The 14,813-nt window shown below is 71.3% G+C and carries 17 protein-coding genes; 5 read left to right on the plus strand and 12 right to left on the minus strand.

The features are described from left to right. Window positions 1-4 precede the first annotated feature (4 nt). The 8 genes from hisF to hisD are packed head-to-tail and all read right to left on the minus strand — an operon-like array spanning window position 5 to window position 5,763. Window positions 5-760 carry an imidazole glycerol phosphate synthase subunit HisF gene (gene hisF / locus OG407_RS15230; RefSeq protein WP_365307692.1) on the minus strand — a complete coding sequence of 252 codons (756 nt, stop codon included), beginning with the start codon at window positions 758-760 and terminating at the stop codon, window positions 5-7. Next, entirely contained in the window at window positions 757-1,173 is a 417-nt protein-coding gene (locus tag OG407_RS15235) for a RidA family protein (protein ID WP_405858448.1), read from the minus strand. Before OG407_RS15235 ends, hisF begins: the two co-directional genes overlap by 4 nt. Then, the gene (priA, locus tag OG407_RS15240) at window positions 1,170-1,910 is read right to left on the minus strand and encodes a bifunctional 1-(5-phosphoribosyl)-5-((5-phosphoribosylamino)methylideneamino)imidazole-4-carboxamide isomerase/phosphoribosylanthranilate isomerase PriA (protein WP_403595352.1); all 741 of its coding nucleotides are present in this window, start codon (window positions 1,908-1,910) and stop codon (window positions 1,170-1,172) included. Before priA ends, OG407_RS15235 begins: the two co-directional genes overlap by 4 nt. Beyond that, the gene (gene hisH / locus OG407_RS15245; RefSeq protein ID WP_405858451.1) at window positions 1,910-2,569 is read right to left on the minus strand and encodes an imidazole glycerol phosphate synthase subunit HisH; all 660 of its coding nucleotides are present in this window, start codon (window positions 2,567-2,569) and stop codon (window positions 1,910-1,912) included. The genes priA and hisH overlap by 1 nt, the downstream gene beginning before the upstream one ends. Then, window positions 2,560-2,724, minus strand: coding sequence for a hypothetical protein (locus OG407_RS15250; RefSeq protein WP_365307693.1), 165 nt, complete (start codon window positions 2,722-2,724; stop codon window positions 2,560-2,562). Before OG407_RS15250 ends, hisH begins: the two co-directional genes overlap by 10 nt. Next, on the minus strand, window positions 2,721-3,314 hold the full coding sequence (gene hisB, locus OG407_RS15255) for an imidazoleglycerol-phosphate dehydratase HisB (RefSeq protein WP_043675308.1): 594 nt from the start codon (window positions 3,312-3,314) through the stop codon (window positions 2,721-2,723). Before hisB ends, OG407_RS15250 begins: the two co-directional genes overlap by 4 nt. Next, complete coding sequence (locus OG407_RS15260) at window positions 3,311-4,420, minus strand: histidinol-phosphate transaminase (RefSeq protein WP_405858453.1); 1,110 nt, start codon at window positions 4,418-4,420, stop codon at window positions 3,311-3,313. The genes hisB and OG407_RS15260 overlap by 4 nt, the downstream gene beginning before the upstream one ends. Further along, window positions 4,417-5,763, minus strand: a complete 1,347-nt coding sequence (gene hisD / locus OG407_RS15265) for a histidinol dehydrogenase (protein WP_405858455.1) — start codon at window positions 5,761-5,763, stop codon at window positions 4,417-4,419. The genes OG407_RS15260 and hisD overlap by 4 nt, the downstream gene beginning before the upstream one ends. A 170-nt stretch (window positions 5,764-5,933) precedes the next feature. Between hisD and OG407_RS15270 the strand changes: the two genes are divergently transcribed. The 4 genes from OG407_RS15270 to ybaK all read left to right on the plus strand — a co-directional run bounded on the left by OG407_RS15270 (window position 5,934) and on the right by ybaK (window position 10,061). Then, entirely contained in the window at window positions 5,934-7,511 is a 1,578-nt protein-coding gene (locus OG407_RS15270; protein WP_405858457.1) for an oxidoreductase, read from the plus strand. Between the two features lie 151 nt (window positions 7,512-7,662). Beyond that, window positions 7,663-8,784: a hypothetical protein gene (locus tag OG407_RS15275; protein WP_405858459.1), complete on the plus strand. Its 1,122-nt coding sequence runs from the start codon at window positions 7,663-7,665 to the stop codon at window positions 8,782-8,784. Window positions 8,785-8,795: 11 nt separating this feature from the next. Then, a complete protein-coding gene (locus tag OG407_RS15280) occupies window positions 8,796-9,539 on the plus strand; it encodes an LON peptidase substrate-binding domain-containing protein (RefSeq protein ID WP_405858461.1) in 744 nt (247 codons plus the stop codon). A gap of 21 nt (window positions 9,540-9,560) precedes the next feature. Beyond that, complete coding sequence (gene ybaK / locus OG407_RS15285; protein WP_405858463.1) at window positions 9,561-10,061, plus strand: Cys-tRNA(Pro) deacylase; 501 nt, start codon at window positions 9,561-9,563, stop codon at window positions 10,059-10,061. A gap of 281 nt (window positions 10,062-10,342) precedes the next feature. Here the strand turns inward: ybaK and OG407_RS15290 are convergent, their stop codons facing one another. The 4 genes from OG407_RS15290 to OG407_RS15305 all read right to left on the minus strand — a co-directional run bounded on the left by OG407_RS15290 (window position 10,343) and on the right by OG407_RS15305 (window position 14,390). After that, window positions 10,343-11,062, minus strand: a complete 720-nt coding sequence (locus tag OG407_RS15290) for a DUF2567 domain-containing protein (protein WP_403595334.1) — start codon at window positions 11,060-11,062, stop codon at window positions 10,343-10,345. A 34-nt stretch (window positions 11,063-11,096) separates the two neighbouring features. Next, window positions 11,097-11,924, minus strand: a complete 828-nt coding sequence (locus tag OG407_RS15295) for an ABC transporter permease (RefSeq protein WP_328683907.1) — start codon at window positions 11,922-11,924, stop codon at window positions 11,097-11,099. A 103-nt stretch (window positions 11,925-12,027) separates the two neighbouring features. Then, window positions 12,028-12,999, minus strand: a complete 972-nt coding sequence (locus OG407_RS15300) for an ABC transporter ATP-binding protein (RefSeq protein WP_403595636.1) — start codon at window positions 12,997-12,999, stop codon at window positions 12,028-12,030. Between the two features lie 164 nt (window positions 13,000-13,163). Next, window positions 13,164-14,390 (minus strand): NYN domain-containing protein, encoded by a 1,227-nt coding sequence (locus OG407_RS15305; RefSeq protein ID WP_405858466.1) that lies wholly within the window; start codon window positions 14,388-14,390, stop codon window positions 13,164-13,166. 223 nt (window positions 14,391-14,613) lie between these two features. Between OG407_RS15305 and OG407_RS15310 the strand changes: the two genes are divergently transcribed. Next, window positions 14,614-14,787 (plus strand): hypothetical protein, encoded by a 174-nt coding sequence (locus tag OG407_RS15310; protein WP_328683905.1) that lies wholly within the window; start codon window positions 14,614-14,616, stop codon window positions 14,785-14,787. Window positions 14,788-14,813 lie beyond the last annotated feature (26 nt).

Raw genomic sequence — 14,813 nt, forward strand, 5'->3', positions numbered from 1 at the left:
AAGGTCACCTCACCGGGTGACCCGCTTCCCGCAGCGCCTGCTTGACCTCGCCGATCCGCAGATCACCGAAGTGGAAGACGGAAGCCGCCAGCACCGCGTCCGCCCCCGCCGCCACCGCCGGCGGAAAGTCCGCGAGCTTGCCCGCGCCTCCGGAGGCGATGACCGGCACGGTCACGTGCTTGCGCACCGCCGCGATCATCTCCAGGTCGTAGCCGTCCTTCGTACCGTCCGCGTCCATCGAGTTGAGCAGGATCTCCCCCGCCCCCAACTCGGCCGCCCGGTGCGCCCATTCGACGGCGTCGATGCCGGTGCCCTTGCGGCCGCCGTGGGTGGTGACCTCGAAGGAACCCGACTCCGTACGGCGCGCGTCCACCGACAGCACCAGCACCTGCCGCCCGAACCGCTCCGCGATCTCCCGGATCAGCTCGGGGCGCGTGATCGCCGCCGTGTTGACGCCGACCTTGTCCGCGCCCGCCCGCAGCAGCTTGTCCACGTCCTCGGCCGTGCGGACGCCGCCGCCGACCGTGAGCGGGATGAAGACCTGCTCGGCGGTGCGGCGGACCACGTCGTACGTCGTCTCGCGGTTGCCGGAGGACGCGGTGATGTCCAGGAAGGTCAACTCGTCGGCGCCCTCGGCGTCGTAGACCTTGGCCATCTCGACGGGGTCGCCCGCGTCGCGCAGGTTCTGGAAGTTGACGCCCTTGACGACCCGGCCGTTGTCCACGTCCAGGCAGGGGATGACTCGTACGGCGAGGGTCATGACGAGGCCTCCCCGCCCTGCGCCACCGGATCCCGGAACGCCTCCACCTCGACCTCGACGACCAGGCTCGGGTCGACGAAGCCGGACACGATGATCATGGACGCGGCGGGCCGGATCGCGTCGAAGAGTTCCTTGTGTGCGCGGCCCACGTCCTCGACGTCCCGGGCGTGGGTGATGTACATACGGGTGCGCACCACATCGGCGGGGCCGAGACCCAGTTGCTCCAGCGCCGAGAACGCGACGTTGAACGCGTTGACCGTCTGCTCGTAGGGACCGCCCCCGGCGATCTCGCCGTCCACGATCGACGTGCACCCGGAGACCAGCACCAGGCCGTTGGGCAGCTGCACCGCGCGGGAGTAGCCGAAGGCGTCCTCCCAGGGGGCGCCGGTCGACACGCGTCGTAGTTCGGTCACCGGGCCACCGCCTCCAGAGCCTCTTCCAGGGTGAACGCCTTCGCGTACAGGGCCTTTCCGACGATGGAGCCCTCGACGCCGAGGGGGACCAGCTCGGAGATGGCCCGCAGGTCGTCCAGGGAGGACACGCCTCCGGAGGCCACGACCGGGCGGTCGGTCGCCGCGCAGACGTTGCGCAGCAGCTCCAGGTTGGGGCCCTGGAGGGTGCCGTCCTTGGCGATGTCGGTGACCACGTACCGGGCGCAGCCCTCGGAGTTGAGGCGGTCCAGCGTCTCGTAGAGGTCGCCGCCGTCGCGGGTCCAGCCGCGTCCGCGCAGGGTCGTGCCGCGTACGTCGAGGCCGACCGCGATCTTGTCGCCGTGCTCGGCGATGACCTTGGCGACCCACTCCGGGGTCTCCAGCGCGGCGGTGCCGAGGTTCACCCGGGTGCAGCCGGTGGCGAGGGCGGCGGCGAGGGTGTCGTCGTCGCGGATGCCGCCGGACAGCTCGACCTTGATGTCCATGGCGCCGGCGACCTCGGCGATGAGCTTGCGGTTGTCACCGGTGCCGAAGGCGGCGTCCAGGTCGACGAGGTGCAGCCACTCGGCGCCGGAGCTCTGCCAGGCGAGGGCGGCCTCCAGGGGGGAGCCGTAGGAGGTCTCGGTCCCGGACTCGCCGTGCACGAGGCGGACGGCCTGGCCGTCGCGGACGTCCACGGCGGGGAGGAGTTCGAGCCTTACTGAGGACTGGGAAGACATCAGAGGGTTCCGATCCAGTTGTTCAACAGCTGCGCTCCGGCGTCGCCGGACTTCTCGGGGTGGAACTGCGTGGCCCACAGGGCGCCGTTCTCCACGGCGGCCACGAAGGGCTTGCCGTGCGTCGACCAGGTCACCAGGGGGGCGCGCATCGCCGGGTTCACGACGTCGAGGGACCAGTCGTGGACGGCGTAGGAGTGCACGAAGTAGAAGCGCGCGTCCGCGTCGAGGCCCGCGAAGAGCTGGGAGCCCGCCGGGGTGTCCACGGTGTTCCAGCCCATGTGGGGCACGATCTCGGCCTGGAGCGGCTCGACGGAGCCGGGCCACTCGTCCAGGCCCTCGGTCTCCACGCCGTGCTCGATGCCGCGCGCGAACAGGATCTGCATGCCGACGCAGATGCCCATCACCGGGCGCCCGCCGGCCAGTCGGCGCCCGACGATCCAGTCGCCGCGCGCCTCCTTGAGGCCCTGCATGCAGGCGGCGAAGGCACCGACGCCGGGCACCAGCAGGCCGTCCGCGTTCATGGCCTTGTCGTAGTCACGCGTTATCTCGACCTCGGCACCCGTGCGCGCGAGGGCACGCTCGGCGGAACGGACGTTCCCGAAGCCGTAGTCGAAGACGACGACCTTCTTGGAAGCGTTCTTCGCCGCGCTCAACTCCACACCGCCAACCGCATGACCCCCGCGACCAGACACATCGCGGCGGCGATGGAGACCAGCACGATGAGCTGGCGCGGCATCTTCTGCTTGACGAAGGAGTAGACCCCGCCGAGGAGGAAGAGTCCGACGACGATCAGGAGGCTGGAGAGGCCGGTCACAGCGCGCCCTTCGTGGAGGGGAGGATGCCGGCCGCGCGCGGGTCGCGCTCGGAGGCGTAGCGCAGGGCGCGGGCGAGGGCCTTGAACTGGCACTCCACGATGTGGTGCGCGTTGCGCCCGTACGGCACGTGCACGTGCAGGGCGATCTGGGCCTGGGCGACGAAGGACTCCAGGATGTGCCGGGTCATCGTGGTGTCGTACTCGCCGATCATCGGCGCCATGTTCTCGGGCTCGGTGTGCACGAGGTACGGGCGGCCGGAAAGGTCGACGGTCACCTGGGCCAGGGACTCGTCCAGGGGAACCGTGCAGTTGCCGAAGCGGTAGATCCCCACCTTGTCGCCGAGCGCCTGCTTGAAGGCGGCGCCGAGGGCGAGGGCGGTGTCCTCGATGGTGTGGTGCGAGTCGATGTGCAGATCGCCCTCGGTCTTCACGGTGAGGTCGAACAGACCGTGCCGGCCGAGCTGGTCGAGCATGTGGTCGTAGAAGCCGACTCCTGTCGACACGTCGACCTTGCCGTGCCCGTCGAGATCGATCTCGACGAGGACCGACGTCTCCTTGGTCGTCCGCTCCACCCGTCCTACGCGGTTCATGTGCTCTGCTCCTTCGTCAACTCACGGACCGCGTCGAGGAACGCGTCGTTCTCATCGGGGGTTCCGGCGGAGACCCGCAGCCACCCCGGGATGCCGTTGTCCCGGACCAGGACGCCCTGGTCGAGGATCTTCTGCCAGGCGGTGTGCGAGTCCGCGAACCGCCCGAACTGCACGAAGTTCGCGTCGGACGGGACGACTTCACACCCGAGTGCACGCAACTCGCCCACCAGCCGGTCCCGTTCGGACTTCAGCTGCTCGACATATCCCAGCAGTGTGTCGGTGTGCTCCAGGGCGGCCAGCGCGGTCGCCTGGGTCACGGCCGACAAGTGGTAGGGCAGCCGTACGAGTTGGACGGCGTCGACGACGGCCGGGTGCGCGGCGAGATAGCCGAGGCGCAGGCCCGCCGCGCCGAACGCCTTCGACATCGTCCGCGAGACGACGAGATTCGGCCGACCTTCGAGCAGCGGCAGCAGCGAGTCGCCGTGGCTGAACTCGATGTACGCCTCGTCGACGATCACCATCGACGGCTTGGCGGCCTGCGCGGCCTCGTACAGCGCGAGCACCGTCTCGGGCGGAACGGCGTTGCCCGTGGGGTTGTTGGGGGTCGTGACGAACACGACGTCGGGCTTGTTCTCGGCGATCCAGCGCTCGGAGGCGGCGAGATCGATCGTGAAGTCCTCGTTGCGCGGGCCGGAGATCCAACCGGTCCCCGTGCCCCGCGCGATGAGCGCGTGCATCGAGTACGACGGCTCGAAGCCGATCGCCGTACGGCCGGGTCCGCCGAAGGTCTGGAGCAGTTGCTGGATGACCTCGTTCGAGCCGTTGGCCGCCCACACGTTCTCGACGCCGACCCGGTAACTGCCGGTCTTCGTCAGGTAGTTGGCCAGCTCGGTGCGCAACTCGACCGCGTCCCGGTCCGGGTAGCGGTTGAGGTCGCGGGCGGCCTCGCGGACACGCTCGGCGATCCGGTCGACCAGTGCCTCGGGCAACGGGTAGGGGTTCTCATTGGTGTTCAGCCGTACGGGGACGTCCAACTGGGGCGCGCCGTAAGGGGACTTGCCGCGCAGCTCGTCCCGTACGGGAAGATCGTCGATTCCGAAGCTCACTTGCCGGGCACCTTCCAACCACGCGACATTTGTTCGTCTCCGACAAACCTCGCCTTGACCGCCGCACCGTGCGCGGGCAGGTCCTCCGCCTCCGCCAGCGTCACCACGTGATGCGCTACGTCCGCCAGGGCGTCGCGCGTGTAGTCGACGATGTGGATGCCGCGCAGGAAGGACTGCACGGACAGGCCGGAGGAGTGGCAGGCGCAACCCCCGGTCGGCAGTACGTGGTTGGAGCCGGCCGCGTAGTCGCCCAACGACACAGGCGACCAGGGTCCGACGAAGATCGCGCCCGCGTTCCGCACCCGGTCGGCGACCGCGGCGGCATCCGCGGTCTGGATCTCCAGGTGCTCGGCGCCGTAGGCGTTGACGACCCTGAGCCCCTCGTCGATGCCGTCGACGAGGACGATCGCGGACTGCCGGCCGGCCAGCGCCGGGGCGACCCGGTCCTCGATGTGCTTGGTGGCCGCGACCTGCGGTTCGAGTTCCTTCTCGACGGCGTCCGCGAGCGTCACGGAGTCCGTGACCAGGACGGCGGCGGCGAGCGGGTCGTGCTCGGCCTGGCTGATCAGGTCGGCGGCGACGTGCACCGGGTCGGCGGTGTCGTCGGCGAGGACCGCGATCTCGGTCGGGCCGGCCTCGGTGTCGATGCCGATCTTGCCGGTGAAGTAGCGCTTGGCGGCGGCGACCCAGATGTTGCCGGGCCCGGTGACCATGTTGGCCGGGGCGCAGGACTCGGTGCCGTGGGCGAACATCGCGACGGCCTGGGCACCGCCGACGGCGTAGACCTCGTCGACGCCGAGCAGCGCGCAGGCGGCGAGGATCGTCGGGTGCGGCAGGCCGCCGAAGTCCGCCTGCGGCGGGGAGGCCAGCGCGACGGACTCGACGCCCGCCTCCTGTGCGGGCACCACGTTCATGATCACGGACGACGGGTAGACGGACCGCCCGCCGGGCGCGTAGAGCCCCACCCGGTCGACCGGCACCCACTTCTCGGTGACCGTGCCGCCGGGCACGACCTGGGTGGTGTGGGTCGTACGGCGCTGCTCGCGGTGGACGAGCCGGGCGCGCCGGATGGACTCCTCCAGGGCCGCGCGCACCGCCGGGTCGAGCTGCTCCAGCGCGTCGCTGAGCGCCTGCGCCGGAACCCGTACCGATTCCAGCCGCACGCCGTCGAACTTCTCGGCGAAGTCGATCAGCGCCGCGTCGCCCCGATGATGCACGGCCTCGCAGATCGGCCGCACCTTCTCCAGGGCGGCCGAGACGTCGAAGTCGGCTCGGGGCAGCAGGTCGCGCAGGGCGGGCCCTTCGGGGAGGGCGTCACCGCGCAGATCGATTCGGGAGATCACGAACCAATTCTCGCAGACCGGGATCGGGCCCTGCTCACGCATATCAATGGCTGATACAGAACGTGGCCGGAACCCTGAAGATCCCCCTCACGTCTAGTGTTCCGGGCGTCACGGAGCGGGCATGAACAGCTGTGCGAAACCCGTGAGTAGTTGAGAGGGATGAAAAAGCAGTGACCGAGGGTGTCGGGATCCGCGCGGGGGATGTCCCGGACGATGCGACCGCCGCCGAGGCCGGTATGTGGCAGGCCTTCCGCAACGGCAGCGTGTACGACCTGAGCAGCGGCGACAGTGTGGTCGACGATCCGCACGGCGGACATCCGTGGGGCCCAGAGCGGACCGTGCGGGCCAGGTTCGTGTGCTGGCTGCTCCTCGACGGCCCGCCCGCGCTGTCGGGCCGGGTGGCCTCCCTGAAACTCACCGGCGTGCAGATCAGCGGCGTCCTGGACCTGGCGGGCGGCACCGTCACGCCGTACGTCGAGCTGAAGGGCTGCCGTTTCGAGCGGGAGGTGCTGCTGCCGGAGGCCCGCTTCCAGACCGTGCGGCTGGTGAACTGCTCGGTGCCGCGGCTGGAGGCGGCGCGGGTGCACACGGAGGGTGACCTGCATCTGCCGCGCTGCCGCTTCCACAACGGCGTCCGGCTGACCGACGCGCACATCGGCACCGATCTGCTGCTGAACCAGGCGATCGTCTACCGGGACCGCACCGGCCGTTCGATCGCCGCCGACGGCATGACCGTAGGACAGGACCTGCAGGCCGAACTCCTCGAATCGCACGGTGAGTTGAGCCTGCGCAGCGCCAAGGTGGGCGTCTCGCTGAGCCTGCGCGGCGCCCGGCTGGCGAACCCGTACAGCCGACTCGCCCTGAACGCGCCCCAGTTGACCGTGGGCCGCACCCTGTACCTGACCCCGGCCGGTGTCGGCGGTCCCTGGCTGACCGGCACAACTCCCGCGCGCGGGACCCGCATTCAGCGTTTCGCGTGCCAGGGCGGGGTGCGGCTGGACGACGGGCGGTTCGGGGACGCGGTGGACCTGGAGCGGGCCCGGTTCACGTTCACGGACGACCAGGAGCTGTCGCTGCTGCGGATACAGGCGCCCGAGCTGCGTTTCCTCGGGGAGCGGCCGCAGCGCGGGAAGGTGGTGCTGTCGGGGGCGCGGGTGGTCAACCTGATCGACGCGGCGACCAGTTGGCCGGCTCCGGGCAACCTCCACATGGGCGGCTTCGTGTACGAGAACCTCGTACCGCAGGGCCCGTTCCCGCTGGACGCCCGCCTCGACTGGGTGGCGGCGGCGACCGCCGAGTACGCCCCGGAGCCGTACGAGCGGCTCGCGGCCGTGCTGCGCAACGCCGGTGAGGACGAGGACGCGCGTGAGGTGCTGCTCGCCAAGCAGCGGCGGCGCCGGGAGAGCCTGCCGGTCGCGGCCAAGGTGTGGGGGGTCGTGCAGGACTGGACGGTCGCCTACGGGTACCGGCCGGGCCGGGCCGCCGTATGGATGGCGGTGCTGTGGGCGGCCAGTTCGCTGGCCTTCGCGCACGCCGGCCACGCGCCGGTGAACGCGAACGGGCATCCGCCGTGGAGCCCCGCCCTGCTCGCGCTGGACCTGCTGCTGCCGGTGATCGACCTGGGGCAGGCGGGCCAGTGGCAGCTGCACGGCGGCTGGCAGTGGCTGTCGGTGGCGCTGATCCTGCTGGGGTGGATCCTGGCCACGACGGTCGCGGCGGGCGCCACACGGCTGCTCAGACGCGGCTAGAACCCTTCCTGCGGGGGCCCGCGCACAGCACTCGAACAGTTGAGCAACAGTCACCTTTTACCTGGGCTTGACCGAAGCGCGTACAACTTTCAGTCGGGTGGTCAAACGGTCTGGCGCACTCCGGATCGGCGGTCTTTCAATGGTCGGCACCATGGCTCTGCTGCGCGCGTTCATCCGCACCGCCCGGATGGCAAGGAACACCTCGCGGCTCGCCGCCGGGCTGCCGGCCGACGACGAGGTCCTCCTCGACGCGCCCGACGACCGGCTCGGCCCCGCGCTGGTCGCGGCCGGGCGCGGCGAGTACGGGCCGGCCTCCGAACTGCTGGCCGCCACCCGCGCCGCCGCCGCGTGGGAGGACCGCGACCGCCACACGCGCCGGCTCGCCGCGTTCGCCCGCAGCCGCCCCGAGTGGCTGGACGACTGGTGCGCGGCCGTCCCGCAGGACCCGGACGCGCTCCTCCTCGCGGCCCAGCTGGCGATGGACCGCGGCTGGGAGTCACCGGCCCGCGCCGAACTGCTCCGCGAACTGAGCCCGCTGATCACGGCGGCGGCCGAGGCCGCCCCGCTCGACCCGGTGCCGTGGCGCATCGCGCTGGACCAGGCACGGGGCACGAACGCCGGGCACGCCGAGTTCGAACGGCTGTGGGGCGAGGCGGTCCGCCGCTCCCCGCACCACTACGGCTGCCATGTGGCGGCCCTCCAGTACCTGTCGGCGGCCTGCTGCGCGCAGTGGGGCGACACCCCCCACACCGCCCGCTGCTCCCACCGCGAGTGCTTCGACTTCGCCGAACCGGCCGCCCAGGACGCCCTGCCGGGCTCACTCGTCCAGGCCCTGCCGGTACGCGCGGCCTTCGCCTGCCTGACCGACGGCTGCGCTCCTACGGTGCCCCGCGCCCGCCTGGACTCGGCGGCCGACCTGGCCATCGCCCTCTCGGCCAGGTACGCGGCGGCGGACCCGTGGCCCGCCGAGGTCCGCAACCTCCTCACCTACGTCCTCATCCGCCTCGAACGCTGGACGGACGCGCTGGACCAGCTCCGCCTGATCGGCCCGTACGCCACGTCGTTCCCCTGGGACCGGATCTCGGACGACCCGCTGGGCCAGTTCCTGGAAATCCGGGACGGCGTACGCATGGCGGTGGCCTCGGACGTCCCCCTAGGCGGCCCGGTTCCCCCCGCTCTGCGGGCGATTCCGACGCAGCCGTGGGCCTTCGAGGACGCCGCCGGGTATCCACGGAGTGAGCACGACGGACGTGCCCGCTCCGGGGACCATTAGGCTTTTGCGCCGTGACCACCGTCCGGCTGCCGCTCTTCCCCCTGAACTCGGTTCTGTTCCCGGGGCTCGTGCTTCCTCTGAACATTTTCGAGGAGCGCTATCGCGCCATGATGCGCGATCTGCTCAAGACCCCTGAGGAGGATTCGCGCCGATTCGCCGTCGTGGCCATCCGCGACGGCCACGAGGTGGCATCGACCGCCCCGGGCATGCCCGACCAGACGGCCGTGCCCGAACGCGGCCCCACGGCCGGCTTCGGCCCCGACCCGCTCAAGGCCTTCCACTCCGTGGGCTGCGTCGCCGACGCGGCCACCATCCGCGAGCGCGCCGACGGCACCTTCGAGGTACTGGCGACGGGCACGACCCGCATGCGACTGCTCTCCGTGGACGTCTCGGGCCCGTTCCTGACGGCCGAGCTGGAGGAGCTGCCCGAGGAGAAGGGCGACGAGGCGGGCGCGCTGGCCGAGGGCGTGCTACGCGCGTTCCGTCAGTACCAGAAGCGCCTGGCAGGCGCCCGCGAACGCACCCTGTCGACGGGCGAGGCCGAACTCCCCGACGAGCCGGCCGTCGTCTCCTACCTGGTAGCCGCCGCGATGATGCTCGACACGGCGACGAAACAACGCCTCCTCCAGGCCCCCGACACCGCCTCCCGCCTCCGCGACGAACTGAAACTCCTCCGCTCCGAGACGGCCATCATCCGCAACCTCCCGTCCCTCCCGGCATCGGACCTGACCCGAGGCCCGACAAGCCTGAACTGACCCCGGAAACCGGACAATTCAATGGCGAAGAAGCCAAGACAACAACAGTCGGGCAGCACCCCGGCGACAGTCGCCCTGACAGCCGCAGGGGTGCCGTACGACCTCCACGCCTACGACCACGACCCGTCCCACCCCTCCTACGGCGAGGAGGCGGCCGAGGCGATGGGCGTCTCCCCGGACCGGGTCTTCAAGACCCTGCTGGCTGACGTGGACGGCACGCTGACGGTCGCCGTAGTCCCGGTGGCAGGCCAGCTGGACCTGAAGGCGCTCGCCTCGGCGGTGGGCGGCAAACGCGCGACCATGGCCGACCCGACCCTCGCCGAACGCACCACGGGCTACGTCCGGGGCGGCATCTCCCCCCTGGGCCAACGCAAAAAACTCCGCACGGTCCTGGACGCCTCCGCCACCGCCCACCCCACGATCTGCGTCTCGGCCGGCCGCCGCGGCCTGGAGGTGGAACTCTCCCCCGAGGACCTGAAAACCCTCACGTCCGCGGTACTGGCCCCCATCGGCCGTGCGTAGCCTCTCGACGCCGTGCCCGTCCTCGGTTAAGCACGAGAGGCATGTCGAAGAAAACGCGGAAACGAAAGTGGCGCGTACGGAAACACAGGGCCAATCACGGACGCCGGCCGGCGTAGGGTCCGGTGCCTCTCGGCACAGGCCTGCCGCATCCAGCCCGTCCGGCGTTTGAGGACGAGGCCGTTCAGGCCGATGGGGGTCTGGGGGCGGAGCCCCCAGGGCGGGGCGGAAGGGGCGGCAGCCCCTGGGGACGGGACGGGTAGGGGCGGCGGGGGCGAAATCCCCTAGGCCAGCGGAGCCCCGTACCCATCCGTAGGCCCAACCCCCTGCTGCACATACCCCGGCTCAGGATCCCGGGGCCCGAACAACGCCGTCAGCCCCAGGTGAACGACCAGCGCGGCAACCGGCCAGGCCAGCAACGCCCCCTTCGCCCCCAACTTCAGCGGCGCGGAGAACGTGACCCCCTTGCCCACGGCCTTGGCGTGCGCGAGCACATCCTTGGTGGGCCCGAACCACATCCCCAGCCGCCAGGCGATGAAGGAAGCGAGCAGCCCGCCCAGGGTCAGCGCGGCGACCAGCGGCACTCCCCCACGCCGCCGCAGCAGAAAGACGACCAGCGCGCTCACGACCCCGAAAGCGACCGCGAGCAGAGTGAACGTTCCGTCCACCCCCACGGCCTGCTCGCCCTCGGAGTCCTTGAGGTAGACGACCCAGCTCTTGTCGACCACGTCCCCGACCAACGGAACATGCGGCGCCAGCCACCACCACAACACCCCGAGCAACAGCCCACCGACCGCCGAGGCGACCGTGACGACGACGGCCTCGATCAGCTCGGTCTTGATCCCGGGCCCGTCCTGGCCGTAGGACGCCTCCTGCGGAACGGCGGGCACGGGATACCCGGCACCCGGGTCGCTCGGGGAGTTCGGGTCACCCGGCGGCTGCCACGCATCGTGCGGGGAGGACTGGTCACGCGGCGGCGGAGGCGGAGTCAGCGGTGCGGTCACAGTGCCATCGTGCCAGGCCCGGCTGTGCGGCGCGTCACCGGACGGCAGCCCGGCGGTACGCCCAGGCGGCGACGGCCAGCGAAACGACCCCGACCCCGGCGCATACCGCGAGGTCACCGAGGACGAGCGCCCAGTCCGGATGCGCCCCGAACGTCTGCGCGAACGCCTCCACGCCGTAGGTGGACGGCACCAGGTCCCGCAGGAACCGCACCGCGTCCGGCATCCGATCGGCGGGCAGCACACCCAGCAACAACGCGGCGGACATGCCCAACTGCCCGAGCAGCGTGGCGAGTTCAGGGCGAGGCGCAAGCAGCCCGAGGGCCGCCCCGAGCCCGGCGAGCGCGGCCCCGGCGAGCGGGATCACCGCCGCCAGGATCCAGATGTTCCCCATCGGCAGCCCGAACAGCACGCACCCGAAGACAGCGGTGAGCGCGGTCCCGGGCACGGTGAAGGAGGCGTACGCCCCCGCCGCGCCCAGCACCACGGCCGCGGGCGGCACCGGCAGGGTGGCGTAGTGGTCGAGCCCGCCGCTGCCGCGCAGCTGCCCGAAGTACTGCGCGAGCAGGTTGAGCCCGACGTAGGCGACGACGAGCACGGACGAGCCGGCGACGACGAACTGGGCGTCGTGGCTCCCGCCGTCGACGACCCCGCGCATCATGATCAGGATGCCGACCGACTGGAAGGTCGCCACGAACAGCAGCGGGATCCGCGCGACCCGCGCCCGGGACAGCTGGGCCCGGTACACGGCGGCCATGGAGGGCCACAGCCGGGCCTTCGGCCCCAGCTCGGCCGCGCCCGAGGCGGTGGCCTCCGGCACGGCCAGGGGGCCACTCGGCAGAACATCGGCGGATACGACACTCACGTCGCGCTGCTCCTCTCGACGCCGGAAGCCGTTCTGTCCCATAGGGATACAAGGGACACAACGGCAGTCGCCCTGTCCCATACGGATACGACGGCCCGTGTACTCATGCCTTCACCAGCCCCTGCGCGATTCCGCCCAGTGCCAGATACACGTCCTCCAGGCTGGGCGTGGCCAGGGTGAAGTCGTCCAGGGCGGCGAACGCGGCCCCGCCGGTCACCGTGGCGACGGCCACCCGGGCCTCCTCCGGGGCCAGCCGCAGCGTCCACCGGCGGCCGGACTCTACGGCCCGGTCCCGCAGCGCGGCGACCTCCGGGACGTCCAGCGGCGGCTTCTCCCGCCACACCAGCTCGACCCGCACCTCGCCCGCGACCTGTTCCTTGAGCCCGGCGGGGGTGTCGCAGGCGATGACCTTGCCCTGGTCGAGGACGGCGACCCGGTCGAGGACGGTCTCGGCCTCGATGACGTTGTGGGTGACGAGCAGCACGGTGGTCCCGCGCTCGGCCCGGCGCCGGTCGACGGCGGACCACACGGCCCTGCGCGCCACCGGATCCATCCCGGTGGTCGGCTCGTCGAGCACCAGCAGCGACCGCTCCCCGACCAGCGCGGCGGCCACACACGCCAGCCGCCGCTGCCCACCGGACAGCTTCTTCAACGGCCGCCCGGCAATGGCCGTAAGCCCCAACTCGTCCAGTACGGCGTCCCGCTCGGCCCGTGCCTCGCGCAGGTCCAGGCCGCGCAGCCGGGCGGTGGTCTCGGCGGCGAGCGACACGGTGAGTTCGTCGAGCGCGGAGGACTCCTGGCCGAGGTAGGCGAGGATCCGCGCGGCCCGCTCCGGGTGGCGCACGATGTCGTGGCCGAGGATCTCGACGCTGCCGGCGTCGGGCCGCATGAGCCCGGTCAGCTGGCGTACGAGGGTGGACTTGCCGGCGCCGTTCGGCCCGAGGAGTCCGAAGATCTCGCCCCGGCGGATGTCGAGGGTCACGTCGTCGGTGGCCCGCACCTCGGGGGTTCCCGGCGCACCGCGTCGGCCGCGCACCGCCGGATAGGTCTTGCTGAGCCCGCGCACCGCGCACACGACATCATCACCGTGTCGAAGTGCCACTCCCGCGCGCGTACTCACGGGACGAGACTACGGGGTCCGGGAGCCCCGCCCGTTCGCGGGTCGGTCGAGAACGGCACAATCGCCGGTAAAGCCGTCCCGCCGCGAGGCCGCCCGGCCACCGGACCGGCCGGCTCCGCTCACTCTCCGGCAGAGGCGTGCTCGGCCGCCGTCCGTACGTCGATCTCGCGCCAGAAACCGGCCCGGATCGCGTACCGGTCGTGCTCGTCGATCTGGTCGTCCTTGTGCGCGAGGAGGCCGAACCGGGCGGCGTAGCGCAGCAGTTCGCCGTCGATGCGGTGCGGGACGCGCGGGTACATCCCGGACAGTTTCTGCAGGTGGGTGCCGTGGTCGCCGAGGCGGCCCATCCAGCGGCGGGCGAAGACCTGGCCCACCTCGTAGGGGTCGCCGCCGACCGTGGTGATGTCCTCCTCGCGGTCGGCCCAGCGCTGCTCGGCGGTGGTCAGCTGCGCCAGCGTCGGCATCGAGGCGACCTCGGGCGGCTCGGCGGCGCCGCCCGGCCGGTCGACCCACCCTTTGTCGGAGGACCAGCGCAGGGTCGCGCTCGCGGGCTGCTGCGCGGGCGCGGCGGCACCCGGGGCCTTCAGGCTCGCCAGGTCCTTCGGGGTGGGCACGCCCTTGTGCGCGGGCACCCGCTCCTGCGAACCGTTCTCCGAGCCGGCCTCGGCGGTCGCGTGCTCGCCCTCCTCCGGGGCCCGCTCGCGCGCCGCTCTCGGCGCGGATTCCGGCAGCGGCGCGGACAGGATCGCGGCGATCTCCGGCCGCGGCACGGGCGGCGGCGCGCACACCCCGCCGAGATCCTTCGCCCGTACGGCCTTGGTGATCCAGGTCCGGTCCAGCACCCGCCGCTCGTCGGCCTCGGCGACCAGGTCCTCGGACTGGTTGTAGTCCCCGTCCGCGGCCTGCACGGCCCAGAGGTGTACGGCGACGCCGTGCTCCTTGGCGGCCATCATGCCCGGCAGCAGGTCGCCGTCACCGGTGACGAGCACGACGTCGGAGCAGGCGCGGTTGCGGGCCAGCTCGGTCAGCTCGGCATGCATGGCGGCGTCGACGCCCTTCTGCGCCCAGCGGCCGTCGCTGCGGGTCAGGGCGCCGAGGCGGACGGTCACGCGGGGCATCACGCGCAGCCTGCGGTGCTCGGGCTGCGGGACGCGGTCGGGGGCGCCGTCGAACCAGTAGATGCGCAGCAGGGGTCGTTCCGTGTCGGACTCGGCTCGCTCGCGCAAACCCTGGATGAGGGCGGCGTGATCGACGGTGATCCTGGAACGCGAGGGCTCTCCGGCGAGGAGACTTGCTGCGGCCCCCAGCAGATACCCGGCGTCCACCAGGACGATGCAGCGGTCCACGCGACTCACCCTCTTCCCGGTCGGTTTGCTTCGGGCTTGCTTCGAGTCTGCCCGACCGCGCAGGGCTTAACGGCCCGAACTCGATCTTCGGCGTGGCGTTTGCGGACTCGACTCCTCTACCAACCCTGTCACAGACCGTAATTATCCGAAATGCGATCTCTATCAGCCTATGTGAATCTGATCCCGATCCTGGCCCCGAGATCCCTTCAGGAGGTAGATCACCATGGCCAAGAACAGGAAGAACAACCGCGATCAGCAGAAGTCCTCGGCACCCGAGCGCGGTTCGGAGGAGACCAGGTCGTCCTCAGCACAGGACCAGGCCGAACAGCGCATAACCCAGGCGACTCCGAGCGACATGGCCCGCAAGGGCCGGGAGAAGCGCTTCGGCCACAACTGATCTCCGTATACAGGGTTGTCGAGATC

The organism is Streptomyces sp. NBC_01515 (assembly GCF_045040345.1).
Taxonomy (GTDB): Bacteria; Actinomycetota; Actinomycetes; order Streptomycetales; family Streptomycetaceae; genus Streptomyces.

Excerpts from the sequence above, each read along its gene's own strand:
- hisB (WP_043675308.1), bottom strand. The coding sequence starts at position 3,314 with ATGAACCGCGTAGGACGGGTGGAGCGGACGACCAAGGAGACGTCGGTC.
- OG407_RS15275 (WP_405858459.1), top strand. The coding sequence starts at position 7,663 with ATGGCTCTGCTGCGCGCGTTCATCCGCACCGCCCGGATGGCAAGGAAC.
- OG407_RS15310 (WP_328683905.1), top strand. The coding sequence starts at position 14,614 with ATGGCCAAGAACAGGAAGAACAACCGCGATCAGCAGAAGTCCTCGGCA.
- priA (WP_403595352.1), bottom strand. The coding sequence starts at position 1,910 with ATGTCTTCCCAGTCCTCAGTAAGGCTCGAACTCCTCCCCGCCGTGGAC.
- hisF (WP_365307692.1), bottom strand. The coding sequence starts at position 760 with ATGACCCTCGCCGTACGAGTCATCCCCTGCCTGGACGTGGACAACGGC.
- ybaK (WP_405858463.1), top strand. The coding sequence starts at position 9,561 with ATGGCGAAGAAGCCAAGACAACAACAGTCGGGCAGCACCCCGGCGACA.